We start from the raw sequence: 25,286 nt of genomic DNA, 5'->3' as shown, positions 1-25,286 counted from the left end.
GAAGGATAACAAATGGGAGATACATCTCCACTCATTATAGTCTTTTTATGCATTGCACTACTAATATTTTGGCGTCGTTATCGCTCCATGCATAAGCCAATAAAGGGATCGGGAAAACGTATTTTATGGCCATTACTATTTTTAACACCAGGTATTGTATGGTTTTTAGGTCCCGTACATCCAGCTATATTACAAGTAATTATAGCGGTATTCATTGGTGTATTTTTTGCTGTGCCGCTTATAGTATTAACAAATTATGAACGAAGAGATGATGGGAATATTTATACGAAAAAAAGTGCAGCTTTTTTAATTACTTTTATTGCACTTGTCTTTTTGAGATACGGTTCAAGAAAATATATTGTTGACTTAGATCAGCAAACGATTGGTTTATTATTTTATGTTGTTGCAGTCTCGTATATTTTTCCTTGGAGAATTGCCTGTTATATAAAGTTTAGGAAAGTTTGGCGGGAAAATAATAATCATGCTATATGAAAACTTCTCATTTGAGAAGTTTTTTTATTTTTATAGGTAAGCAAAACAAGTTGTTGAAGGGCAGGCTATCATAGAATATGATACATATTATAATGAGGAAAAGTTGAGGGGATAAAAATGCGTACAATTTTACTTTTTCTAAACAACATGTTCATTAGCGAAATCGAGGACATTAGGCAAAAACATGATCCTTTATTTGGATTAATTCCACCGCATATTACAATTGTATTCCCATTTGAAAGTTCGATTTCAAATGATGAGCTGAAATTACATATTATAAATGTATCAAAACCGATACAGAATATAGAAATTGAATTTAAGAATCAAATTACAAGTGAAAGAGAATATTTGTTTTTACGAGTTGAAAAGGGGAAAGAACAAATAGAGGAACTACATAATATTCTATATACAGGACCTTTATTACAATTTTTGAAAGAAGACATTCCGTACATCCCGCATGTAACAGTCGGAAGAAAAGAAAGTGTCGCGTTAGCTGCTGAAGTAGTGAAGGAGATTCCTAGTTTTCATGGGAAGTTAAATTGTGTGATTGATAGAATAAGCGTGGAGCGAATTGGAGAGAACGGGGAATCAATTATTGAATTTGAAGTGCCATTTCTAAAAAGCTGACAAAAGTCAGCTTTTTATTTCGTAGCATGAAGTAATGCACCAATTGCACCGCTATTACCACCATCTTGTAAAAAGATGGGTGTTTTATTTTGATATTCGGTGTAGCTACTAATAATATGTTGAAGTTGTACGTTATTACATAAAGTCGAACCAATATAAATAATATGTTCAATGTTTTTTGTTTCAGCGAATTGAAGGCTTAATGCAGTAACGACTTCACCGACAAGTCCTTGTACAGTAGCTAGTATATCGGAGCTACTATTATTTGATTCTGTAATGGCTGCTTTTCCGAAGTTACTAGCAGTTAAGTTATTATCGATAGGGGAAAGAATACCACCATAAATATCTCCAACCGTAATATCTAGTTCTTTTCTAGATCCTACTTTTGTTAGAGGGATTACATCTTCAAAATGATCTATATTTGTTAACAATTTTGAAAGTCCCATAATAGTCCCACCGCCAACTCCGGTTCCACCAGCGCGAATATATTGTTCATTATAAACGTAATGGATAGAAGTACCTGTACCGATATTGGTTAAAATAAAATTGCGTATAGCATGTTTTTCTTCTTTTAATATGTATTGGACACCTGCAAGAGTAGCTTCAAATTCGTTTAGCTCTATTATTTTATATGAACCTGTAAGCAGTTGCTGTAATAGTTTCGATTTACCACCCGTAATACATATTTGTTTTATGCCATTGTTGCTTTTAATCCAATCTATTATTTTATGTTGTTCATGCGAATAAAATTTTTCAAAAGTTAATAGCCTTTTTTCGTTAAAATAAGCTATTTTCGTTAATGTGCCTCCAGCATCGATACCGATAGTACGTTCCATTTTCCTGCTCCTAACTACGTAATATGTTTTCCTATTTATTTTTAATTGGTTGAGAATAGATATTCCCAACTGATATAAGGAACAATTTAATCTGCTTGATATATTAATAGTTTTTCTATAGTTACAATAGGCTGGTCGTTTACAGTTGCAATACCTTTACCAAGAACAAAACCTCGGCGATTGCGCGTTAGTTCATAATGTAAATCAAGTTTATCACCGGGATATGCTTTTCCTTGGAATTCAACTCCATCTAAAGAGGAGAGGAATCCTAGTCCTTCAGAATCACTTGTATGTACAAATGCACTAAGCTGAGCAAGTGCTTCTACAATTAACATATGAGGCATATGTTTTTGACTATCGTTTATAAACCATTCGTTATTTGTAATAAGTTTATATCCTGTAACGAATTCATCTTGTTTTACATTTATTACTTTATCAATCATTAAAAATGGATAACGATGGGGAAGTGTGTCTTTAATATGCATATGAAAGTACCTCCAATTAATAATACCCCTGCTAAAGTTAAGCAGGGGAGTGGGAACTAATTTTTAACTAATTCATTTAATTTTTCAAGAGTGAAAATGCCGCTATTTCTAATGTTTTCAACAACTTGCTGCAACACTTCTTTATCTTGAACGAGTGCAATACGTACGAAGCCTTCTCCGTGAGGTCCAAATGCATGACCAGGTGTAACAACGACATTCGCACGATCCATTAATGCATAAGCGAAGTCTAGAGAAGTCCATCCTTGTGGAATTTCAGCCCAGACAAACATACTACCGGCTGGCTTTTCGACATTCCAACCAAATGTTCGGAATCCATCGACTAAAGTATCTCTCCGTTCTTGATAAATATCGCGGTTTTTCTCACAAAATGCCGCGCCATTTCTTAGTGCTGCAGATGCCGCTTTTTGAATTGGTAAAAATACACCGTAGTCGGTATTAGATTTAAATTGAGTAAGTGCACGAACAATTTCTTCGTTTCCAATCATATATCCAATACGGCTACCTGCTAAACTATAACTTTTTGACAAAGAATTGATTTCTACACCAACTTCTTTAGCACCATGTACAGAGAGGAAGCTAATTGGCTTATTACCATCGAAATAAAATTCAGCATAAGCAAAATCATGGACAACGATAATATTATGCTTTTTCGCGAATGCGATTACTTCTTTAAAGAAATCTTCATGAGCCATTGCTGGAACGGGATTCCCTGGGAAGTTTAAAATCATCATCTTCGCTTGATCGGCAATTTCTTCAGGGATGACTCCTAAGTCTGGTAAGAAATCATTCTCTTTCTTTAAAGGCATGTAGTAAGATGTTGCACCAGCCATTTGAATACCTGTTTCATAAGCTGTATATCCTGGATCAGGAACTAATATAATATCACCTGGATTTGCATAAACCATAGGTAAATGAACGAGCCCGTCTTGTGAACCCATTAATAATAAAACTTCTTTATCCGCATTTAATAAAACGTTATGAGTGTTGTTGTAATATTCAGTTACAGCTTCGTGAAATTCTTGAATACCTGATAATGTATACCCGTAGCTCTCTTTCTCACTCGCTGTATGTACCATTGTTTCTCTTACAAAATCAGCGGGCGGCATATCAGGATTTCCGATGCTCAAATCAATCATGTTATGACCTGCTGCAATTTTTTCTTTTTTATAGGCTCCTAATTCACTAAATATAGAAGATTGGAATGCTTTCATTCTAGTTGCTAACGTGTAAGTCATCAAAACCCCTCCTAAAACAGTGCTTTCATTCTGCGTTTTTAATTATTCTGAAAACACATGTTTATATTTTATCATTTTTTTATGAAAATTAAAATGATTGACAAATTTAGAGGAAGTATTAGCCTATTTTGAAAAGTATCGATGTAAATAGCGTAGATGTGTAAATTGAAATGTCTATTATAGGATTCATTTTATATAACTTAAGTTATTTTATAGTTTTTATTAAGTATTTGTGGAAGATTTCTAAAGTGAAATAACGCAGAAAATATTTTCTGCGTTTCCTCTGAAATGTAATCATTTCTTTTTATACGTGCATAATTTTTCAGCTGTCAAAAAGTATACATTTAATGTACCGTCGGCAACTTTTAAAGTTTGCTCTGATGTAAATGAATTACCATAATCAATGTGATATACATTAGAATTTTTGACAAATGAGCCTTTATATAAATCGTCTTTATTCTTTGTGGTTTGCATTTCTACTAAATTTTGCACAATTTCCTCTTTATTCTCTTTTTTGACAACTGTTTCAAATTTATAATATACAGGGCATTCACCATTTTTATTGTCCACGACTTCCCAAGAACCGTATATATCGTTATTGCTGCATCCACTAAGTAGGATGATTAGTATAGGAATTGTAAGTAGAACCTTTTTCATTTTGTGCTCCTTTCTTTTAAATTTGAATAAACGTGCGAATACGATAGGGATATTATAATAAATAAAGTTTAAATTTTTTTAAAGAATTATTTAATTTCATATAAAAATTTAGGAGAAATTAAATAAGCATGAATCTAGTGTAAAGTCAGATTCATGCTAGTACTATAGCCTATGTTATGTCTTTTTTGAGGATAAATAAAGAGGAAAGCAGAAGCACTATTCCATTTATTATATATACGCTTGCGATCATAAAGGCTAACGTACCTGCGCCAAATCCTGCTTTATCGAATATAGAAGCAAATGTTGCGATAGTCAAAAAGATAATGGGAGTCAGTAGTAAAAATATGAAACCTGCCACGATTCTTTTTTTAAAACTACGTCCAGATAAGGAAATGGCTAAAAAGTTTAGGATGCTAAACAGAGCAATTGCAAAGAGCAGGACAATAAATACTTCAATGCCATCAGACATTTTACCACTCCTTTTATAAAGAGTACTTTTTATAATCTATTCGAAATAAAAGAGGGATACTCCTTTAGGTAATTTCAATAAACGTAATAAATAGGCGTATTATAAAACAAAGAAGTATGGCTTCAATATTATATCCATACTTCTTTGTTTATTTTATAAATTCGCAGATTGCGAATGCTGTTTTTCATAATGTTTCTGCTTAGAAAGGGAAATAGAAATAATCAATAATGAAACGACTCCGAAGATGAGAACCATATATTGTAACCCAATTGTATCTAAGAAGAACCCTGTGCCAAGTAAGACGATTTGGAACATAACCCTTTCAAACATATTACGGAATGAGAAGAGGCGACCATGATAACTTTTTTCAACTTTCGTTTGGAAAATCGTCGACATAATAGGGAAGAAGCAGCCAACACTAAACCCAAACAAACCAAATGATGTAAGAGCCATCCATTTTATATCGCTAAAGAACAATGATAGGTGTGCAAAAGCAGTACAAACTGCGAAGAAATATAGTAATTTTTCAGGTTTGAAATGATCAGATAGACGTTTAATTACGAAGGCACCTAACATAAATGCGACACCTTCAATTGTATATATGAACCCTTTAATCGTAGGATCATGTTGCATTTCGCTAATGTTAATAACCATTAAATTAAACCCAGCTATAAATAATAGAGGGATAATACTTAATATAAGTGCTGTAAAAGCAATAGGAATTCCTTTTAAAATACGAAATACTTCCATAAAGCTATTATCTTTTGCAGCTTGTTTACTTGGTGTTGTTGATTTCTTATCTTCGAATTGTAGGAAGAAAGTCGAGAGGAATAATAAGGCGTATGCTGCCATTGAGAAGGCATACATGTACTGTAAACTCATCACAACTAAAAGAATTCCACCTAGTGAAGTACCTGCAATACGAGCGATTGTACCAACATTCATATGTACACCGTTCATTTGTAATAACTCATGCTCACTTACGATGAGTGGAATCACAGATTGTAATGCAGGGAAATAAAATGCTGCTGAAATTTGAAGAGCAACCATAAATGCAATCATAAATGCGATACTTTCAAATTGAATAGCGAAAAACATAAAAATAACACTTAAAACTCGACCAAACCCAGCGTAAAGAAGAACTTTTTTCTTCTCATACTGATCGATGACACGGCCAGCCATAGGTCCAACTAGAACACCGGCTAATAGTCCGATAAATAATATAACTGATTTCATGAAATCAGAAGGGACATATTTTTGCATAAATTCAAGGTTGCCAAGAATACCAAGCCATAATCCTAGACCTGCAATAAACTCCCCAATTAAAACAATCCAAACGTTTTTATTACGCCACATAACATAAAACCTCTCCATCTTTTAAAATGAAAAACTCGTATATAAAACCTCCTTATTTATGTATTATTTTCATACGAACTTTTTCAGAGTCAGAGTCTATATTACGTGTTTCATAAATGGATTTCAATCTTTTTGATTTGCCGAAAATTTGATTCGTTAATTGATGAAATAAGCAATTGAAATGTAAAAGACATATGGTTAAAATAGGGAAAATAAAAAAGCAAGAACGTATAACTACGTCTTGCTTTTCTCAAGTACAAAATTAAAAATTAATTTCACTTAGCAACATTTACGCTCTTGTCCAATAGCTAAAGCGCTAAAAGATAGTGGGCCAACAACTTCTGCGCTTGCACCACTAGTAAGGTTTTCTACAGTTAATGAATATTCGTGTGTTCCACTGCCAACGTTTTGATCTATAGCTTGAAATGTTTGTACATAAAATTGTTCAGAATCTGTAGATTCAATACCTACTTGTGCATTAAAAATTTCAATGTTATCACGGAAAATTCGGAATAAAACTTGTGAAGTCCCAGTTATACCTTCTACACCAATTGTAGCGATTAATTCTACTCGATTATTACGTGAATCTCTACTTGAAATTCTCAATTTCAAATTTGCTAAAATTGCTTTATTTGGAGAAGAAGGGATTGCAAAAGTTGTTTCACCAGTTTTACTTATAGGTTGAGTAGCTTGGTAATCAATGATATGAGTCATATTCGTCACCTCCTCATATACTAGAATATGAGGAGGTGACGAATTAGCTTGGACAAATACTAGATTATTTAATAGAGTCAACAACAATTGTTGAAAAGAAGCAATTTACATAAAAGCATTAAGAGTATATCACAATAAGATGATATTTTTCTTAATGCTTTTTGTAATTAAGCGGAATATTCTTCTTTACGTACTTCAAAAAATTCATTACGTCGTAAGTAATTATAGATTTTCTCTGAAACCTTTTCTTCTTCAGACACTAAGAAACGATGATCAAAAGCGTAGAACGATTGACCTTTAATTAATTTTACGTAATACATATTAAACGCCTCCTGACACTTGATTATTACTTGCTTCATATTATGATGGCCTATATGTCTGCTAAAAATACTTGGAGTTTCAAAGGGGGGAAGTAAAGGGATGAAAGAGCTTACAATTCTGTAAGGTTTATGTCACCTTTTTCGATAGTTTACATTCACCAATTTCTTCTATACTACAAATAAGTTACATAAAATAAGGGAGTAAAAAGATGGATGAAGTAATTGGAGAAGTTGTAGCAGGTATTTGTGAATTTGTAGTGGAAGTAACAGCAGATGCTATAGGAAGTTTAGTTTCCGGAAATGATGAGGAAAAAGAAACATTATAATAATTTGTAAAAGTATAAAGTTGATCAAATTATAAAGGCTGATTTCTAAAGGGAAGTCAGCTTTTTTATTTTTTACATTATATTAATCTGATTTGAATATTCATTTGTTATTATATTGAAGAGACCTATATAAGGAGGTGAATAAACAAATATGTCGAATTCGGGGGCTGATTTATCTGTTTCTCGTTTGATTGTGGCAAATGTAGAGGAAAAGGAATATCATTTTATTGTTCGTGAACATCCGATTGTAGGGAAATTTATATCGCTATTTGAAAATGGAAAAGAATATGGTTTACTAGATAAACAAATCGCTAATAAAGATAAATTTATTACATCGGAGCTTACTAAATTAGATTATTTTAACATAGATGTTTTATATCATACACCTGGATGGATATGGATTGGTATGGATCAATTTGGATTACATGCTCGTGAGGCTACTTATAACGAAGTAGATGTTATTATGAAGTTGAAAGAGGATTTATATTATATAGACGTATATGAAGAAATGAAAATGTAATAAATATTTAATCAGGTTAGGGGAGAAGTTCCCGTAGCCTTTTTTGTTTAATAGTAAAAGTAAAATTTATATTATGTTGATGATAGGACAGCACGATAAGAAGTGAGATGAAAAGAGGATTTGAAAATACATGAAGAGAATTGTAATAATTATATGAATCGTATATGTAAATTACAATAGAAAGAAGATGATAAAATGAGTAAAGAGGAGCTTGTGAAAAAACAGTTTGGCAGTAATGCAGATAAGTATGTGAATAGTAAAATACATGCTAAAGGACAGGACTTACAGCATGTAGTTCAACAAGTTGAATCTCGCCATAATAATCGTCTTCTTGATGTTGCTACTGGTGGCGGACATGTTGCGAATATGTTAGCACCTATGTTTGAAGAAGTAGTTGCACTTGATTTAACAGAACAAATGTTAGAAAAAGCAAAAAGTTTTATAAAGCAGAATGGTCATGAAAATGTATCTTTTGTAGCAGGAAACGCAGAGGATTTACCATTTGCAGATCATTTTTTTGATACAATTACATGCCGGATTGCAGCCCATCATTTTACGAATCCGGCTCAATTTATTTATGAAGTAAATCGTACGTTGGAGGATAATGGATTATTCATCTTAATAGATAATGTTTCGCCAGAAAATAATGAATATGATACATTTTATAATTTTATAGAAAAGAAGCGGGACCCAAGTCATGAACGAGCTCTAAAAAAGACAGAATGTCTTACTTTATTAGAAAAAAACGGTTTGCAAATGCAGTCATGTCTTACTTTTGATAAGAAGTTTGATTTTGACTGGTGGTGTAATATGATGGATGTCCCTGTACAAAAGCGTGAAAAATTAACAGAATGTATGATGAAAGCACCAAACGAAATGAAGGAATATTTTAATATTCAACTTAAAAATAATAAAGTAGATTCGTTCTATACTGAAATGGCTATGTTTATATGTAAAAAAAGTACAACATTAAAAAGATAAATGTGTTGCAGTCTTTCTGAAGTACGATATACTTAGTACAGAGAAACTGTGAATTGAGGAATAGTTATTATGATTCGTGTACGCATTGAAGGTACTGAGGAAGAAATGCTTGAATTTATGGGGAAAATGCCAGACATTCCTGGATTTGAAAAGACACATATGAGAGAGCCAAGAAAAGGAAATAACCCGAAATACGATTCAAGTAAAAATGTACTAGCATATTTGTCTTATAAAAAGATTGAAGTCGCCAATAAATAGGCGGCTTTTTTAGTTTGCGCTGTTTCACCGCCTTGTCTTTTTCACATAATAATAATAGTAGATTATGCTGAAGAGGGGTGAGAATAGTTAATAAGAAAATCATCTTTTTTGGAGACTTTGGTATTGATGACGCCGTAGCGTTAATTTATGCAAATAAAACATGTAAATTAGATATTCTAGGTATTGTTGCAGAGTACGGGAATGTATCACGAGATATCGTTACGGAAAATGTTTATTTTTTAGAAAGGTACTATGCTACACAAGTGAAAATTATTGAAGGTGCGAGTAGGCCGATGACAGCTGAAGAACCTTTGTTTTTCCCTGAAATCCATGGGGATCATGGTTTAGGTCCTATTATTCCACCTGAAATGAGAATTTGTAAACGAGAAAATTTTTGTGAATTAATCAAATTAATCGAACCTTGTCCAGAAGATATTATAATTGTGGCGACAGGAAGACTAACGACGCTTGCTACGTTATTTTTATTGTATCCAAATATAATGGATCGTATTTGTTCGTATTATATAATGGGCGGCGCTTTCCTATTTCCAGGTAATGTTACACCAGTATCTGAAGCGAATTTTTATGGTGATCCAATTGCAGCAAATATTGTTATGAAATATGCGAAAAACGCTACTATATACCCGTTAAATGTAACACAGGGTGCGCTTATTACGCCTGAAATGGCCAATATAATAGATAAACAAGGAACTGGACAGGCGAAACTCATTAAACCAATGATTGATTTTTATTATGAGAATTTTTATAAAAAAGAATATCCAGGTATTGGTGGAAGTCCCATACACGATTTACTACCGTTTGTCTCGTTTATAAACGATAGTATTTTCGAATATAAAAAATCGGCAGTGTGGATTAGTACGACAAATGATGTGACTAGGGGCCAAAGTGTAGCTGATTTTAGAAAAATAGCTGAACCAACAAGGTTTGATGATCGGCCGATTCAGAGAATTGCTGTTGGTTTTAACTATACTGCTTTTAAAGAAGAGTTTATGCGAACAATATTGAAGCCAGATTGTCCTTAATGTGTGTAATAACAAGTCGGATAAATCGTTAGTTCGAAAAATAGTTTATCGGTGTGTATTATTCTCAAAAATCTTATAGTTGAGCAGCATGAATAACTTATGAAAAATGTCACATAACTAATGATAAGCAATTGTTTCTAATTATATTTTGATTGGTTAAATATAAAGGAGGTTATTATATGATTTGGTCTTTAATCGTTGGTGGTTTATTAGGATGGTTTGCAAGCTTAATTACTGGAAGGGATGTACCAGGTGGTGTAATTGGTAATATTATTGCTGGTATTATCGGTTCTTGGATTGGTACGAAATTACTTGGTAGTTTCGGTCCTGTAATAGGCGGATTTGCAATCATTCCTGCTTTAATTGGTGCGGTTATTTTGATCTTCATTGTGAGTTTTTTACTACGAGCAATGCGGAAATGAATGTAGCAGGACTGTTTACATTTGTAAGCAGTCCTTTTTATATGTTATGCTAGTATTATACAATCAGGAGGTGTCAGCATTGAAATCATTTACAGTAAATTTCCATCAAGAAGATAATGCAAAAGCGACAACAGTACATAAATTAAGTGAAGAGGACTTCAATAAAGCAACTGAAAAAGGTACTCGTCATTTATTTGATTTAGACACAAACGTTGGCTTCTTCGTATTCTTTGATGCAGAAGATGCAGAAGGAAATGATCAATACTTAATGTTACAATATGAAGGAGATCATGAAGAACCAACTGCGTGTTATGGATTTGATTTAAAACTATACTATCAATTTTTAGCACTATACTTAAATGATCTGGAATACCAAGGTGAAACAGATGAGGAAGAGGAAGAATATGGTCCAATTCATCATTTAGCTCACTTACTTTATCATATTGTTGAAGACGGTAAGTCAATCGAAGTGTAATATACATATTTAAAGCTGTCCTTTTGGGGCAGCTTTTTTATATGACATTGAAATGGTGTACTTTGAGCTAAATAAAGTGAAGTTTTAATCAGTGGGGGGTTCATCCCCACTGATTATTAGCCCTACCAATCGGGCTTTTACGGGCAGCCCTTACCCCCATCTAACTTCTTTGCTTCGACGTGGGGATCTTACTGCCCGGCAAATAGCGGGATAAATTAATAATAGAAATTTATTTATTAAGTAGGATTATTTATTACTTTCATGTTAGTTTCGTAAAACACCTGTTATAATGATTGTAATTAAATTCATGGAGGCTAATTCTATGCTTGTAGATGTAAAAGCTTTTATTAAAGCTGCAGGTTTAACATGTATTTCATCATTAAGTGGAGATAATACATTTGCTTATAATTTTGAAACTGTAAAAAGCACTATCGCTACATTTTTTAAGAAACTAAGATTTACCGTTTAATTTCATTTCAACCAGTAGGAAAAGAGTAATCACTTCCTACTGGTTTTTTTCTGTTTCAAGGAGCTGTTGTGACGGCATATTTTCAGCTATAGATAGAGGATATTATCATTGAGAAGAGAAGGTTTAAATAAGGAGATGAATACAGTGATTAACAATATAATTCCAAGTTTTTTAAAATTATGGGAAAGTGACGATTTAGAATTAGAACTCCTTAATCGATACTTTACTTCGCATTCAGAGATATTTGAAGAATACTTTAAGTATCATTGTCCTAAAACGAAAGAACATCTTTCTAATGCCATTAAACAATATCCCGCAAAAATAGAAGATATTCGTATTATTGCAGAATCATTACCAATCATTATTCAAGAGGTAACAAATGAATATCGTAATAAATATAACTTTGATGTAAATATGAAATTCCATTTATTCGTTGGAGGATTTGGTTCAAATGCATTTGTAGAAAGGGAAATCATTGGAGACATATTTTTTGCGGCAGAAAAATTATCTCCAGATTTGAATCATCTTCGTGTTATTGCTGCTCACGAAATAGGTCATATATATCATAATGTTATGCTACAAAATACTGGAATGGATTGGACTAGGGCTGAATGGACCGATGCGTCGGTAAGTTTGTATCGTGAAGGTGTTGCAACTTATTTATCAAAAAAAATCGTTAAAGATTTAAATGAGTCTGTTTACTACTCATATAATAGTGACGGTGATCCATGGCTACAATATTATAAAGAAAATAAAGAAACGTTTTTTACAAGATTATGTTGAAGGATGGACAGATGAAAAAGAGAAAGAATGGTTCCGTTTATCAGGAGGTAGTTACTTCGGATATAACAGACTTGGTTACTTTTTAGGAACAGCTTTTGTAACATATTTTGTACAAGCCTTTGGAGAGAATGAAGCACTGACTTTTTGGAACAAACATAATTTGAAAAGTAGTGTAATGGGTTGGTTATCGAAATGAATAAGATGCAATAGGGGGGTAAAATGATGAAAGGGTATTTGAAAATAGTCATGTTGTTTTTGGCTTTAGCATGTATGTTTGCGCTAGCAGCATGTAATGGGACAGACGAAAAAAAGGAAACAAATCCAACCTTGGAAAATAATAAAAATGAACAAAGCAATTCTTCAGAAGAACAGAAAAATCCTGAAGCAAAACCAAGTAATGAAAAAACAACAAAACCATCACCTGAGCAAGATTCGAAAGATAGAACACTTAATCAAAAATCAATTAACCACGTTAAAGATTTGTTTGAACTAGCAAAAGAAGGAAAAGTACCTAATGTACCATTTGGAGCCCATACAGGGGATATTGAAGAAATTGAAAAAGCGTGGGGAAAAGCAAACAAAACCGAATATGCAGGGAATGGAATGTACGCAACTTTTACAAATAAAAATGTTGTTTTCGGATTTAATAAAGGGTCACAAGTTTTTGATGTACGCTCATATCATGCAGAACTAAAATCGATTACATTACAAGAAATTGAAAAAGCGTTAGGAAAACCATCTTCAGTTAAAGGGAATGGTGAAGATAAAATATATGTATACAAAGTAAATAACCAGTATGAGCTGAAATTTGTCATTCCAAAATCGACTGGTAAGGTAGATCATATTTCTGTATTTTCACCAGAGGATAGTATTAATAAAATGGCAGGATAAGAAATTAAGTGATTTCAAAAACACCTCACTTTATTGAAGTGAGGTGTTTTTAGTTGTAAATAAGGAACGTCTCCTGCCATATAAAACATACTTTCATATGCGAAATACTTCACTTTTGTTTTTTAATATTCATCCAATAAGAAATATTGATCTACTGAAAAAGTAGTAACCTATAAATTATGTGTAGGCTGGTTCATGATTTTTTTACGTTCTAAATTTTGAACAAACAGTGCTTGAACAATACCTCCAATTAATAAGAAACTAGCACAAATATAAAACAGCATACTTCCATTTAATTTACTTAATAAAACTGCACCAATAACAGGTCCACACGTTCGAGATATATCCCAGTGTATACCGTAAATTGAAAAATATAAACCACGTTTATCATGAGGTGCAATTTCTGAAACGAATCGCAATAAATGGTTTAAACCAATACTTTCTCCAATGACTAAAAAGAGTAAGGTGAAGAACAACGACAATATCGTCGTTGAATAACTAAAGCAAACTGCAGCTATCGTATAGCAGGCGTAAGAAATAAGGATGATTTTCGCCATAGAAAATCGTTCAGACCATTTTACGAGGAAGATTTGTAGAATGATTTCCAAAATGGCTTTGCATGTTGAAATAAATGCGAGTATGAATACGAGATTAGGAAATACATGTTCTGCAAAAATACGATAATTCGTCTCAGTTTGTGCATAAAAAAAGCTAATAGGAAGTGTAGAAAACATAAGACCGAATATGGCGTAATGTTTAAAAACAAATTGCTTTGGTGAACTTGCCTCAATTGTTTGTTTCGCCTTACTTATAGTCGGAACGGTTTCTGGGAGCTGGGTCCAAACAACAACGGCATATATCGTAAGGGTTACACTTTGCACGATAAATAAATATTCTGGGTGAGTATTATAAAAACTTGCACCGATTAAAGGGCCGATTACGGATCCAATTGCTCCCATCGTTTGTAGAAGAGCAAAAATTTCTGCTTGCTGCTCTTTTTTTGTTAAATCAGCAATTTGTGCACGTTGAGCCGGAATATATAAGGAACGGCCAATGCCATTAATGACATATAACAGTGCAAATATAAAAACGGATTGAGCGGAAACGAAACTACCGATTGCAACACTTTGTAGCAATAAGCCGAGTAACATAATCTTTTTCCGGCCATATTTATCAGTAATTCCTCCAGCAATAAGTGTAAATAAAATGTCTGAAAGTGGCTGTAATCCGAAAATCAGCATAGTTATTATTACATTGCCGTTTAACATTTTATTAACGTAAATAATCATAATGATAGCTAGCATAGATTCAGTCGTTCGAGTTAATAATTCACCACACAGTCTAATAAAAATAGGTTTATTGTAACGAAGTAAGAGATAATTCAATATTAATTCCTCCTTTCTATATTGAAATGATAAGATGAAAGAAGAATTGGAAAAAGGGTAGAAACAATAGGAAGTATTTTTCACCTTTTAGGGGGATTATGATGTTTATTTTAGATCAATATATTGAACTATGGATTGCTTATGGAAAAGGGAAAAAAGAGGGAGAACGATTGGAAGTAACAGTGCAAAATATATCTGAAACATTATTTTGTACAGAGCGTAATAGTAAATTAATTATAAAAAAATTAGATGAGTTAAATTGGATCAAGTGGTTTCCAGGTCGCGGCAGGGGAAATCGTTCTAAGTTAATATTTCAAAAGCACCCGATGTCTTTAATTTTAGATAGAGGAAAAGAAATAACGAAAAAAGGGGATGTGAAAAGCGGAAGCATATTTGTGGAACGCTATAGCTCACATTTTCCGTCAGTAAAGGGAGAATATCACTGCTGGGTAGATTCAATATTTGGTCATAAGATTGAAATGACATCTGAAGGGAGAAGAGATGTACTCCGGTTGCAAGTACAAATGAATTTAGATATCACATTAGATCCTGTATACGCTACAATGCGTTCAGAATGTCATATGGTAAAACATATATTCGACACACTCGTGTATGTAGACGGTAATACAAACATTATAGAGCCAAGACTTGCATTTCACTGGGAATATAATGACGCTGAAAAAATATGGACGTTTTATTTACGAAAAGGAGTTCACTTTCAAAATGGAAAACAACTTACTGCACATGATGTTATATACTCATTGAATCGATTTATGAAGCTGGAAAATAATGCACACGCATGGATGTTACAACACGTTGAAAGTATCCGTTCAGTGGATGACTACGTTGTCGAAATTCAATTACAAACGGAAAATAAAATGTTTTTACATATGATAAGTGCAGAACAGTGTTCTATCGTGAATGAAGATGAAGCAGGAGAGCTAATTGGAACAGGGTCTTTTCAATTATATAAAAGTAATGAAAATCTGTTCATTTTAGAAGGTCATCCTTTATATTTTCGTGAAAGACCTTTTTTAGATCGTGTTGAGTTGTGGAATGTAGAACAAGGTGTAAGTACATACGATGTTTTAGTAAAGGCGCAGTATAAAGATAAAGAAAAACATAATAAAGAATTGTCTCGGCTTGAGTCGAACGTGACATATATAACATGTAATCTTACGAAAGAAGGACCAATGCAAGATGAGTTATTTCGGAAAGCGTTATATAAAATCATTCATGGTTATACAATCGTTCAAGAACTCGGCGGAGAACGTGGAGAAGTGGCAAAGAAACTAATATTAGCAGGTGAAAGCATTGTAGAGATTGAGGAAGATGTAGAAAGTTTAATTAAAAGGAGTACTTATCATAATGAAGTGCTACAGCTCTACACATTTACAGGACGAGATCATGTTGAAGATGCACAATGGATACAAAAAGAGTGTGCGAAGTACGGGATTCGTGTAGAAAATAATTTTCTTGATATAGAAGAGCTATTGGAAGTAAGTACGATACAAAAGGCTGATATGATGCATGATAGTGCCACAATAAGCGAACGAATAGAAGATAGTCTATTATATATGTTTCTTACAAAAAATAGTTTTATTCATGGACAAAGCAACATGGACTTTTATGAAAAGTTGTCTATTTATTTTAAACAAGAAGAATTAGAGAAAAGAGTTACATTGTTACGCGATATTGAGGATACTTTGTTACGTCAAATTCATATTATTCCTTTGTATCGTAATAAACAAGAGGTAAGTACACATGAAAAAGTCCAAAATATAATGATTAATTCACAAGGTTGGATTGATTTTTATAATATTTGGTTTAAATCTTGATATATAAGGGCTTTTGCGCATTTTCATAAGATGTGTAAGAGCCTTTTTTGTATGTAGGAATAGGTTTGTTTTACACATTGTTACGCTACTTGTGATAAAAGTCTATTTACAGCGTAACAGTGTTATGTTACATTGTTATCAGGAAGGAGTGTTATACAGTTGAGTACAGATTTGATTTCAAAAAAAGATTTATTAGAACTAACTGGCATTTCATACGGACAGTTATATAGGTGGAAAAGAAAAAATTTAATACCGGAAGATTGGTTTGTACGAAAGTCAACATTCACGGGTCAAGAGACATTTTTTCCGAAAGAAAAGATATTAGAGCGTATTGATAAAATCCAAACGATGAAAGAGGATTTATCACTTGATGAACTAGCGAATATGTTTTCACCGAGTGTGAGAGAAATTCTTTTAACAAAGGAAGACATTTTACGTAAGGGGATTGCATCAGAACCAGTTTTACAATTTTTCATAGAACAAACGAATAAAACAGCAGAGTTTCAATTTGTAGATATTCTTTATGTGTACATGTTAGAAGAATTATTACAATCGGGAGATATTAGTTTAGAAGAAGGAAAAATGGTCTTGCAAGTTTTACGTGAAAATTATGAAGCAATTAAACATAAAACTTGTGATTTAATCATTGTACGAAAGTTAGGGATTTCTACATGTTTATTAGTTTCAAACGTGGAAGATTTAATTTTTGAAAAAGGCACTAAAATCGTTTTACGCGAAGCGATTATGAAATATACCGAAGCATTAAAAACGAAATTGTTGTAGTGGAGGAGAAAGTATGCGTACAGATAATTTGATTATAAATGGTTACGGTTCATCGAATGGTGGCGAGTTTCATAAAGTGCAATTAAACGGAAAAGGTACTGTGAATGGAAATGTTGAATGTGACCAATTTGAATGTAACGGTTACGGTGCCGTTACTGGAAATTTGAAAAGTAGCAATGCAAGAATTAGTGGATCAGGTAAAATCGACGGTACAGTTCATGCTGAAACGATGCGAATTGATGGAAAAGCAACAATTACGCAAGATGTGAAGGCAAACAGTTTGAAAATTGCAGGAAAAGGTACGGTAGGTGGAAATGTCACTGGTGAAGAATTTAAAGTCAATGGTCAAGCGACAATTGATGGTAATTGTGAAGTGGATACGTTTTCTTCAGAAGGACAATTTACAATTGGTGGATTACTAAGCGCTGATGAAATAAATATTAATATTCACGGTACATGTCGAGCGAAAGAAATTGGTGGTCAAACGATTAAAGTAAAACATAGACTAAGTACTTTTAGTAGGCTGTTTAAATCAGTATTTGGTATGCAATTAGAGGCTGAACTATTAGAAGGTGACAATATCGATATTGATTATGCTCACATAAGAACGGTAAGAGGAAATAATGTTACGGTAGGACCGAACTGTGAGATTGAACTGATCGAATATACGGGTGTTCTTACTGTTGATAAAAGCGCAAATGTAAAAGAAATGAAGCAGATTTAATGGAAGGGAGAAAATGATATGGAACATCAACATAGTCTTACTGTTAATGGTTCTGGTAGTTCAGCAGGCGGAGATTATAATAAAGTGAAGATTCGCGGTGAAGGAACGATTTCTAATGACATGAGCTGTAATGAATTTAAAACGTACGGCACGAGTGAAGTGTGCGGTAATATGAAAGTGAAAAGTTATGTCGTGTATGGAGATAGTGAAGTACAAGGAAATGTAGATGCGGAATATGTAAAAGTATACGGAAATACACAAATGCATAGTGATGCTCATATTGAAAAAATAAAAGTAAGAGGTATGATAGAAGTTAAGGGGAAATTAACTGGTGATTTCGTAGATGTGAAAGGCGCTTTAAATGTAAAAGGAGATATTGAAGTTGAAGAACTGTCACTAACTGGTGGCCTTGAAAGTGATGGATTACTTAATGCTGAAAATATTGAAATTTCACTTCGTTATGAAGGTAGCAAAGTAAGAGAAATTGGTGGTAAGAAGATTACCGTTCGTAAAAAAGCGAGATTTATTCCATTTACAAATCATGCTGGAAGCCTCCAAACGTCTATCATTGAAGGAGATGAGATTTATTTAGAGCATACGATTGCTGAAGTAGTAAGAGGAAATAATGTTACAATTGGTCCTGGATGTGAAATTAGTGTTGTAGAATATCATACTAGTTTTAATCAAAAAGGAAATGCAGTCGTAAAGGAACATAAACAAATATAAGTAGTACGAGGGAGAGCAAGGTTATGGTTGAAAAGAATAATAAGCTCGGCTTTGTTGTAGCGGGCTTATTGCTAGGTATTTTAATGGCATCAATGGATAATACCATTGTCGTAACAGCGATGGGAACAATCGTTGGTGATTTAGGAGGCCTTGAAAACTTTGTATGGGTCGTTTCTGCCTATATGGTCGCAGAAATGGCAGGTATGCCGATATTCGGAAAACTATCAGATATGTATGGTAGAAAGAGGTTCTTTATTTTCGGTTTAATCGTCTTTATGATTGGTTCGGCGCTTTGTGGTACTGCTGAAAATATTACACAGTTAGGGATTTATCGTGCCATTCAAGGTATTGGCGGCGGGGCATTAGTGCCGATCGCGTTTACTATCGTTTTTGATATTTTCCCTCCTGAAAAGCGCGGGAAAATGGGTGGTTTATTCGGAGCAGTATTTGGTTTATCGAGTATTTTTGGTCCGTTGCTTGGTGCGTATATTACAGATTACATAAGCTGGCACTGGGTATTTTATATTAACTTACCGCTTGGCGTTTTAGCACTTATTTTTATTACATTCTTTTATAAAGAGTCACGAGTTCATAGAAAGCAAAAAATTGATTGGTTTGGCGCAATTACTTTAGTTGGTGCAGTAGTTTCTTTAATGTTTGCGCTTGAACTGGGCGGACAAAAGTATGATTGGGATTCTAACTTTATTTTAAGTTTATTTGGTGGATTCGTTATTTTAATTATTGCATTCATTTTTATTGAACGTAAAGTAGAAGAACCGATCATTTCATTTGAGATGTTTAAACAACGTTTGTTCGGAATGAGTACAATTATTGCTTTATGTTACGGAGCTGCATTTATGTCAGCAACTGTATACATTCCATTATTCATTCAAGGTGTATACGGTGGCACTGCAACAAACTCAGGATTATTACTTTTACCAATGATGTTAGGCTCAGTCGTAACAGCGCAGTTAGGTGGTTTTTTAACGACAAAGCTTAGCTACCGAAACATTATGATCATTTCTGCGGTTATTATGCTAATTGGACTATTTTTATTAAGCACATTAACGCCAGAAACAAGTCGTGCATTATTAACAGTGTATATGATCATTATCGGATTTGGAGTCGGTTTCTCATTCTCTGTACTAAGTATGGGAGCTATTCACAACTTCGGTATGGAACAGCGCGGATCTGCGACTTCGACGAGTAATTTCATTCGTTCATTAGGTATGACACTTGGTATTACAATCTTCGGAATGATTCAAAGAACAGGTTTCCAAGATCAATTAGAAGAAGCATTTAAAGGTATGAGCGGGGGAATGAATACAAACACATTAGGGGATTCAAGAGCCATTTTATCAGAATCGGCAAGATCTCAAATCCCTCCGCAAATATTAGATAAGATTATTGATGCTCTTTCTAGTTCAATTGTTCAAACGTTCATGTGGGCATTGGTACCAGCTGGATTAGCATTCATATTCATTTTCTTTATGGGAAATGAGCGCATGGTAATTAAGAAACAACAAAAGAATAAAAAGAGCGAAACATCAAAAGCGTAATGAAAAAGCTCCTTTCCAATTGGAAAGGAGCTTTTTCGTATGTATGGTGTTAGATTAGCCTTCGATAATTTCGTATTCTTCGTCTGCAAGTAATAAAATTTGTGTTTTCTTACCTTTGTTTTGAACTTCGATTACATCGTATGTACCTAAGTCTCTTACTTTGCTTTGAGAAGCGTTAACCATAACTTCCATAGAATCAATTAAGATATCTTCTTCAATGTATGATTCAGGCAATGCCATATCTTCAGTTTCTAATACACATGCGTATAGATTTTGTAAGTTTTCAGCAGTTGGGTTTTGTTCCTCAACATCAATGATGTTTTTTACTGCTTCCATATTTTCTTCTTTTACTTGGTATACTTTAATTTTAGCCATTGTTTTAATCTCCTTTATAACGTAATCGTAGAGGCTACACTTCATTATAACGTTTTTTTCATGAAAGATGAAATTGTTATATGTATTTATAGTAAAAATTATGTGTTATTACTCATTATTGGTGTAATTCCCTTACTAATATTATGAATAGGTAACGATATTCCTATGTTAAAGTTATATTGTCCAAGCTTTTTTGTTTTCCTTTCATATATATGTATTAGCTATTCTATATAAAGAAGGGATGGAGTGTAAGTGGATTGTGAGCCGAAACGTGATTGTGGATGTTGCCAAAATAGTATATGTGAATTTTTACAAAGTCTAGAACCGTATACTAAAGTTGAAAGTATTGTAATAGCAGGAAACGAAATCATTGTATCCTATTTTCTTTCGTTTAATGTGATGAAAGGGATTGTATCATTTGTACAAGAAGACAGTGAGGTTATATTTGTAGATTGCTCAAAAATTGATGCAATCCGAATAGGAAAAGTTTGTAGTTGCAAATCGAAAGTTAAATATATTGAAGAGGACTTTAGCTTGCTAGGAAATGTGTGCCCGCAATGTTTAACAGAGGGGAGCACAATCTTTTTCGATTTTCATAATCCAGAATTAAATTTATCTTTACAAGCGAAAACAATTGATGCACCTATATGTACTGAATTTACAGATGAACTTGGGAATATAGTAAAGCAAGTTGCAATCGTAGGTGAAGCAATTGTTTCTAAGGATTTTGTTCAAGTACCTGAACTGTTAGATTTTCGATTAGTTTTATCGGATACTGCTGCGAACCCTTTGAAGTTTGGAATACTATTCATTAATTTTCCTGATATTACATTCATTATTCTTTTCGCATCTAGTGGATACTTAAACATTTCAAATTGTTTAAAAGTAGAGAGTGGAACTGGTAATATCGAAATAGAAGAGCTGAAAAAAATGATAAAGGATGACGATAACACGTACAAATCGGTTGTTAAATTGACTAAGGTATATAAGAACGGTGAGACGGAATCTTTTATTTCTAAGAAGGAGTTATAACGCATTTTTTGATAAATCCTCATACATTATGTTGAGGGTTTATACATACACGATGTATATTCTAAAGTTTAAAAAGTGAGATACTCTTTTTTTATTAGATGTTATAATAATTTTATATTTGTGAATAATTTATAATTATATAAAATTTTAGTTTAATAGGTGTTTGCTTATATGGTAAGTGGTTTATTGAAAAATTATATATATTGAATCTTAAATATTTAGAATACGATTGATTTTAAAGAAGGCGGGAATGTAAATGATATATGAAGCGAATATACGTACAAGAAAAAAACTAGTTTCTATGTTTGATGATTTCAATAACGTTGTTTTACTTTCTTATTTACAAGGACATATGGGTACTGCTTGGGTAAATGATCTTGAAAATCCAACAGTAGCACAAGTTACGGTAGGAATTTTCACATTTTACGCTGGAGACCCAAATGTGCAAGAAACAGAAGAGTTATTACGTAATATTCCAGAAAGAATTTTAGTTATCGTAAATAGTGAAGAGTGGAAACAACGCCTAGAAACATTCCATGAAAGAAAAATAGATAAGTTTTTACGTTATAAATTCAAACGAAATCCAGAAGTTTTTAATCGTTCAAAATTACAATCTTTTATATCAACACTTCCAAAAGGATATGAGTTAAAAAGAATAGATGAGCATATCGCAAATAGCCCTACATTACATAAGATCTCCGAAGATTTTACAAGTCAATTTCAGTCGGTAGAAGATTATATAAACCGTGGTATAGGTTATAGCATTTTATATAACGGAGAAGTTGTATGCGGTGCATCCTCGTATAGTATTTATAATGATGGAATTGAAATTGAAGTTGCGACTGATCACAATCATAGAAGAAAAGGTTTGGCAACTGTAGTTAGTGCAGCTCTTATATTGGATTGCTTAGAAAATGGAAAGTATCCAAACTGGGACGCAGCGAATACTACATCTGCTAACCTAGCAGAAAAGTTAGGATATGTTTTTGATAAAGCGTATGATACTTATTTTGTGGATAATAGATGAGTGAAGGAATTACATACTAAAAAATAAATGCGCCCTAGTACGTAAGTCTAGGGCGCATTTATTAGTTGGTAAATATCTTCATAACAATTTTAACACATTTCATCTTTTGAATGTTCGGAATTAAAGATATTTATGTGACTTTTTGAAAAAATAAAAGAGCAGCTAGCAAAAGCTTACTGCTCCTCTCCAAGGGAGAATGGAGAAATACAATCATGTTACCTATAGTATTGACGGAACATTAAGTTTTAATCAGCCATTTATAAAAGGAGAGATAAAATATCTTTAATTAATCCTTAGGTTCCGATTAGGAGTACTGATAGAAAAACGATTGAGAATATACTTTGTTATCCCGCATTAACGGGCAGTAAAACCCCCACTGATTAAAGTTTCGCTTTATTACATTTACAATTTAAATAGTAGAACGTGTTTTTCGTAGTTCTCCAAACACCAATTATATTTTTTTAGAATAATTGGATGGACTGCTTCTTTCGTAGTATCGACTTCAGTATAGCCATATTTCTTATAAAAGTTTTCTAATTCCTCAAAAGGAAGACAATATACATCTTGTATTTGTGATTTTCTCGCAGTTTCCACTAAAAATGAAACAAGCTCACCAGCTAATTGTAGCCCTCTAAATTGAGGCAGAATAAAAATTCCACCCATTTCTAAAGTATCTGCATCTATTTGGACTAATCGTCCAACACCTGCATACTCATTGTTATATGTAATAATTGCAACTTTATCTCTCTTTAAATCACTTCTTACAAATCCTATTGAGTCATATTGATTATTAACCCATTCTAAATCGTTAGATGTGGCCAATTGAATACTCATATACATCCTCCTTGGAAATACTAGCGCTCTCTTCATTATATAGAACATAACATACTATATCAAAAGAACCTTGAGATAGCACATTTGTTTAAGTTATTAGTTAAAAGTGTGGGATTGCTGGCATTGAAATGTAGGCTTCACCAAACATAGGATAATAATCTTGTGAATTTAGTGTTACATAGTCAAAATAAAAAATAGTTCATGTGTTCGATAACGCACGATTGTTTAAGTGTAGAGAAAATCATAGGGGTATTTTAATTAGTAGCTACTGTATTCATTGAAGCTATTAAGGAAATGTGGTAATCACCAGCCTTAGTGATACAAATCATATTAGGATTTAGTAAAAAAACTCTTCCTAAAAAAGAGGGAGATTAAAGATAAGAGCACTTCGAAAAGTGCCCTTCAGTAACGACTACTCATTCTAAAAAGAAAGGATGCAATATATCATATGAAGTTAAGTGTATTTAATTATGGGCCTTTTATATAAAAGTTTTATTTTGTTCTGAATAAAAAGGCGGTTGTTTCCGCAACCACCTTTCAGTAAAACAAAGCACTTTTTATGAAATAAATTATGGATGGTCCCTAAAAAAGGTTATAGGATATACCCACATTTTTATAACTAAAGTGACGAACTCAGGTTATAAGGAAGGAACAATTATATTGTATGAAATCTATTCTAGAGTAGTCACAAAGAAAGTTGTCTTCTTATTAGAAGGCAGCTTTTTTTATTAGAAAAAGAAGTAGAAGATTAAGTTACTTGTCCAAACAAATTTTAAAAAAATACATAAAATGCTATTAGTTAGTCAATATTTTAATATTGCTAATTTTTAAGATTAAAAGGGGTGATTTTATGTGTGAATGTGAAGTTTGTAGACGAAAGAAAAATCGGGATCCATTAAACCGGGAGTTTGAGCCGAAAAAACGAGTTCATGAGCCAAAAAAAGAGGATTGTGAGCCAAAAAAAGAGGATTGCGATCAAAAAAAAGAAGATTGCGAATCATTAAATTATTATTCGTTTAGTAAAAATGCAAATTTTTTAGAGGAAGCTATACAAACAGATGAAATCGATCAAATTTCTGAGGAATATATTGAAATAGTTGATTCAGCAGATGTACAAGTTACTACTACAGATACAAAAGCTGCGCTATCTATCCAAGCGGCATTACAAGCAGCTATCGTAGTTGTAGTAAGTATTTCTATAGCAGATAGTGAAAAGGCAGATAAAATAACACAAGAATTATTTCAAAAATCAGCTATTAAACAAATTAATAGACAAAAAACATTTATTAAAAATTCTAGAAACGTAACCGTAACAACTACTGATACAGATATTGCAGTGAATATTCAAATTCTCCTTCAAATTTTATTAGCTTTATTAGTTAAACTAAACATTTTATAAAGTGTCTATCCTATTGATATTTAGCTATAAGTTTTCACTCTAAGTAAATGTTTTTTGTTGTAATACGTGGTACAAGCTTGGACTTTTTATTAAGACTGAATTAATATTCAAGATTAATGGTAAAGCAAGTGTGGAAAACTACAAATAAAGATAAAATACATGATTTAACAGTAATGAAACTTATATTTATGTGAAGTGAAGGAAAGCTGTCTTCTTATTAGGAG

Annotated in this window: 29 protein-coding genes and 1 pseudogene; 19 read left to right on the top strand and 11 right to left on the bottom strand. The window is 32.8% G+C overall.

Translation table 11 applies throughout. The features are described 5' to 3' along the window. The first annotated feature begins 12 nt into the window (after positions 1 to 12). Together QCI81_RS01535 and QCI81_RS01530 are read left to right on the top strand one after the other, a co-directional pair. Entirely contained in the window at positions 13 to 492 is a 480-nt protein-coding gene (locus QCI81_RS01535) for a CcdC family protein (RefSeq protein WP_071732073.1), read from the top strand. Between the two features lie 117 nt (positions 493 to 609). Beyond that, entirely contained in the window at positions 610 to 1,119 is a 510-nt protein-coding gene (locus tag QCI81_RS01530; RefSeq protein WP_001259198.1) for a 2'-5' RNA ligase family protein, read from the top strand. Between the two features lie 14 nt (positions 1,120 to 1,133). On the opposite strand, the gene coaW is transcribed toward QCI81_RS01530, so the two are convergent. The 8 genes from coaW to QCI81_RS01490 all read right to left on the bottom strand — a co-directional run bounded on the left by coaW (position 1,134) and on the right by QCI81_RS01490 (position 7,212). Further along, positions 1,134 to 1,955 carry a type II pantothenate kinase gene (gene coaW / locus QCI81_RS01525; RefSeq protein ID WP_063547606.1) on the bottom strand — a complete coding sequence of 274 codons (822 nt, stop codon included), beginning with the start codon at positions 1,953 to 1,955 and terminating at the stop codon, positions 1,134 to 1,136. Between the two features lie 86 nt (positions 1,956 to 2,041). Continuing rightward, positions 2,042 to 2,440 (bottom strand): 3-hydroxyacyl-ACP dehydratase FabZ family protein, encoded by a 399-nt coding sequence (locus QCI81_RS01520; protein ID WP_071732074.1) that lies wholly within the window; start codon positions 2,438 to 2,440, stop codon positions 2,042 to 2,044. 56 nt (positions 2,441 to 2,496) lie between these two features. Continuing rightward, entirely contained in the window at positions 2,497 to 3,696 is a 1,200-nt protein-coding gene (locus tag QCI81_RS01515; RefSeq protein WP_071732075.1) for an LL-diaminopimelate aminotransferase, read from the bottom strand. A gap of 294 nt (positions 3,697 to 3,990) precedes the next feature. Continuing rightward, positions 3,991 to 4,353 carry a hypothetical protein gene (locus tag QCI81_RS01510; protein WP_000757024.1) on the bottom strand — a complete coding sequence of 121 codons (363 nt, stop codon included), beginning with the start codon at positions 4,351 to 4,353 and terminating at the stop codon, positions 3,991 to 3,993. 169 nt (positions 4,354 to 4,522) lie between these two features. Continuing rightward, positions 4,523 to 4,822 carry a hypothetical protein gene (locus QCI81_RS01505; RefSeq protein WP_071732076.1) on the bottom strand — a complete coding sequence of 100 codons (300 nt, stop codon included), beginning with the start codon at positions 4,820 to 4,822 and terminating at the stop codon, positions 4,523 to 4,525. Positions 4,823 to 4,975: 153 nt separating this feature from the next. Continuing rightward, the gene (locus QCI81_RS01500) at positions 4,976 to 6,178 is read right to left on the bottom strand and encodes an MFS transporter (protein WP_000269265.1); all 1,203 of its coding nucleotides are present in this window, start codon (positions 6,176 to 6,178) and stop codon (positions 4,976 to 4,978) included. A gap of 279 nt (positions 6,179 to 6,457) precedes the next feature. Continuing rightward, the gene (exsC, locus tag QCI81_RS01495; protein ID WP_000148807.1) at positions 6,458 to 6,892 is read right to left on the bottom strand and encodes an exosporium protein ExsC; all 435 of its coding nucleotides are present in this window, start codon (positions 6,890 to 6,892) and stop codon (positions 6,458 to 6,460) included. A 167-nt stretch (positions 6,893 to 7,059) separates the two neighbouring features. Continuing rightward, the gene (locus tag QCI81_RS01490) at positions 7,060 to 7,212 is read right to left on the bottom strand and encodes a YqbF domain-containing protein (RefSeq protein WP_000291907.1); all 153 of its coding nucleotides are present in this window, start codon (positions 7,210 to 7,212) and stop codon (positions 7,060 to 7,062) included. Positions 7,213 to 7,689: 477 nt separating this feature from the next. Here QCI81_RS01490 and QCI81_RS01485 point away from each other — a divergent pair, with 477 nt between their 5' ends. From QCI81_RS01485 to QCI81_RS01445, 9 genes and pseudogenes are all read left to right on the top strand, one after another. Then, positions 7,690 to 8,058, top strand: a complete 369-nt coding sequence (locus QCI81_RS01485; protein ID WP_000071473.1) for a hypothetical protein — start codon at positions 7,690 to 7,692, stop codon at positions 8,056 to 8,058. A 195-nt stretch (positions 8,059 to 8,253) separates the two neighbouring features. After that, positions 8,254 to 9,039: a class I SAM-dependent methyltransferase gene (locus tag QCI81_RS01480; protein WP_353810597.1), complete on the top strand. Its 786-nt coding sequence runs from the start codon at positions 8,254 to 8,256 to the stop codon at positions 9,037 to 9,039. 69 nt (positions 9,040 to 9,108) lie between these two features. Next, a complete protein-coding gene (locus QCI81_RS01475; RefSeq protein WP_000621885.1) occupies positions 9,109 to 9,297 on the top strand; it encodes a DUF3970 family protein in 189 nt (62 codons plus the stop codon). 77 nt (positions 9,298 to 9,374) lie between these two features. Then, positions 9,375 to 10,340: a nucleoside hydrolase gene (locus QCI81_RS01470; RefSeq protein ID WP_071732078.1), complete on the top strand. Its 966-nt coding sequence runs from the start codon at positions 9,375 to 9,377 to the stop codon at positions 10,338 to 10,340. Positions 10,341 to 10,519: 179 nt separating this feature from the next. Then, the gene (locus QCI81_RS01465; protein WP_000638310.1) at positions 10,520 to 10,762 is read left to right on the top strand and encodes a GlsB/YeaQ/YmgE family stress response membrane protein; all 243 of its coding nucleotides are present in this window, start codon (positions 10,520 to 10,522) and stop codon (positions 10,760 to 10,762) included. Between the two features lie 79 nt (positions 10,763 to 10,841). Then, entirely contained in the window at positions 10,842 to 11,237 is a 396-nt protein-coding gene (locus QCI81_RS01460; protein ID WP_000834885.1) for a hypothetical protein, read from the top strand. Between the two features lie 322 nt (positions 11,238 to 11,559). Continuing rightward, the gene (locus tag QCI81_RS01455) at positions 11,560 to 11,706 is read left to right on the top strand and encodes a hypothetical protein (protein WP_000959551.1); all 147 of its coding nucleotides are present in this window, start codon (positions 11,560 to 11,562) and stop codon (positions 11,704 to 11,706) included. Between the two features lie 135 nt (positions 11,707 to 11,841). After that, positions 11,842 to 12,685 (top strand): annotated as a pseudogene (locus tag QCI81_RS01450) (aminopeptidase). A gap of 23 nt (positions 12,686 to 12,708) precedes the next feature. After that, positions 12,709 to 13,380 carry a YjgB family protein gene (locus tag QCI81_RS01445; RefSeq protein ID WP_071732079.1) on the top strand — a complete coding sequence of 224 codons (672 nt, stop codon included), beginning with the start codon at positions 12,709 to 12,711 and terminating at the stop codon, positions 13,378 to 13,380. A 170-nt stretch (positions 13,381 to 13,550) separates the two neighbouring features. Here the strand turns inward: QCI81_RS01445 and QCI81_RS01440 are convergent, their stop codons facing one another. Then, the gene (locus QCI81_RS01440) at positions 13,551 to 14,765 is read right to left on the bottom strand and encodes an MDR family MFS transporter (protein ID WP_071732080.1); all 1,215 of its coding nucleotides are present in this window, start codon (positions 14,763 to 14,765) and stop codon (positions 13,551 to 13,553) included. 101 nt (positions 14,766 to 14,866) lie between these two features. Between QCI81_RS01440 and QCI81_RS01435 the strand changes: the two genes are divergently transcribed. The 5 genes from QCI81_RS01435 (at position 14,867) to QCI81_RS01415 (ending at position 20,395) form a co-directional block, all read left to right on the top strand. Beyond that, positions 14,867 to 16,603, top strand: a complete 1,737-nt coding sequence (locus tag QCI81_RS01435; RefSeq protein ID WP_353810596.1) for an ABC transporter substrate-binding protein — start codon at positions 14,867 to 14,869, stop codon at positions 16,601 to 16,603. 159 nt (positions 16,604 to 16,762) lie between these two features. Further along, the gene (locus QCI81_RS01430) at positions 16,763 to 17,386 is read left to right on the top strand and encodes a YhbD family protein (RefSeq protein WP_000102246.1); all 624 of its coding nucleotides are present in this window, start codon (positions 16,763 to 16,765) and stop codon (positions 17,384 to 17,386) included. Positions 17,387 to 17,399: 13 nt separating this feature from the next. Continuing rightward, positions 17,400 to 18,110 carry a bactofilin family protein gene (locus QCI81_RS01425; protein ID WP_001258371.1) on the top strand — a complete coding sequence of 237 codons (711 nt, stop codon included), beginning with the start codon at positions 17,400 to 17,402 and terminating at the stop codon, positions 18,108 to 18,110. Between the two features lie 18 nt (positions 18,111 to 18,128). Next, on the top strand, positions 18,129 to 18,836 hold the full coding sequence (locus QCI81_RS01420) for a polymer-forming cytoskeletal protein (protein WP_000401031.1): 708 nt from the start codon (positions 18,129 to 18,131) through the stop codon (positions 18,834 to 18,836). Between the two features lie 23 nt (positions 18,837 to 18,859). Further along, positions 18,860 to 20,395: an MDR family MFS transporter gene (locus QCI81_RS01415; protein WP_071732082.1), complete on the top strand. Its 1,536-nt coding sequence runs from the start codon at positions 18,860 to 18,862 to the stop codon at positions 20,393 to 20,395. Positions 20,396 to 20,449: 54 nt separating this feature from the next. Here the strand turns inward: QCI81_RS01415 and QCI81_RS01410 are convergent, their stop codons facing one another. Further along, complete coding sequence (locus QCI81_RS01410; RefSeq protein WP_071732083.1) at positions 20,450 to 20,770, bottom strand: hypothetical protein; 321 nt, start codon at positions 20,768 to 20,770, stop codon at positions 20,450 to 20,452. 252 nt (positions 20,771 to 21,022) lie between these two features. Between QCI81_RS01410 and QCI81_RS01405 the strand changes: the two genes are divergently transcribed. Next, positions 21,023 to 21,802, top strand: coding sequence for a BC_2878 family exosporium-associated protein (locus tag QCI81_RS01405; protein WP_071732084.1), 780 nt, complete (start codon positions 21,023 to 21,025; stop codon positions 21,800 to 21,802). 256 nt (positions 21,803 to 22,058) lie between these two features. Further along, the gene (locus tag QCI81_RS01400) at positions 22,059 to 22,829 is read left to right on the top strand and encodes a GNAT family N-acetyltransferase (RefSeq protein WP_000638744.1); all 771 of its coding nucleotides are present in this window, start codon (positions 22,059 to 22,061) and stop codon (positions 22,827 to 22,829) included. A gap of 402 nt (positions 22,830 to 23,231) precedes the next feature. Here the strand turns inward: QCI81_RS01400 and QCI81_RS01395 are convergent, their stop codons facing one another. Continuing rightward, a complete protein-coding gene (locus QCI81_RS01395) occupies positions 23,232 to 23,663 on the bottom strand; it encodes a GNAT family N-acetyltransferase (protein WP_000027161.1) in 432 nt (143 codons plus the stop codon). Between the two features lie 850 nt (positions 23,664 to 24,513). On the opposite strand from QCI81_RS01395, the gene QCI81_RS01390 reads away from it, so the two are divergent. Next, positions 24,514 to 25,062 (top strand): spore coat protein, encoded by a 549-nt coding sequence (locus tag QCI81_RS01390; RefSeq protein WP_353810595.1) that lies wholly within the window; start codon positions 24,514 to 24,516, stop codon positions 25,060 to 25,062. Positions 25,063 to 25,286 lie beyond the last annotated feature (224 nt).

The organism is Bacillus cereus group sp. MG20, assembly GCF_040459885.1.
GTDB classification, from domain to species: domain Bacteria; phylum Bacillota; class Bacilli; order Bacillales; family Bacillaceae_G; genus Bacillus_A; species Bacillus_A cereus.
This window is presented reverse-complemented; position numbering and strand designations above follow the sequence as displayed.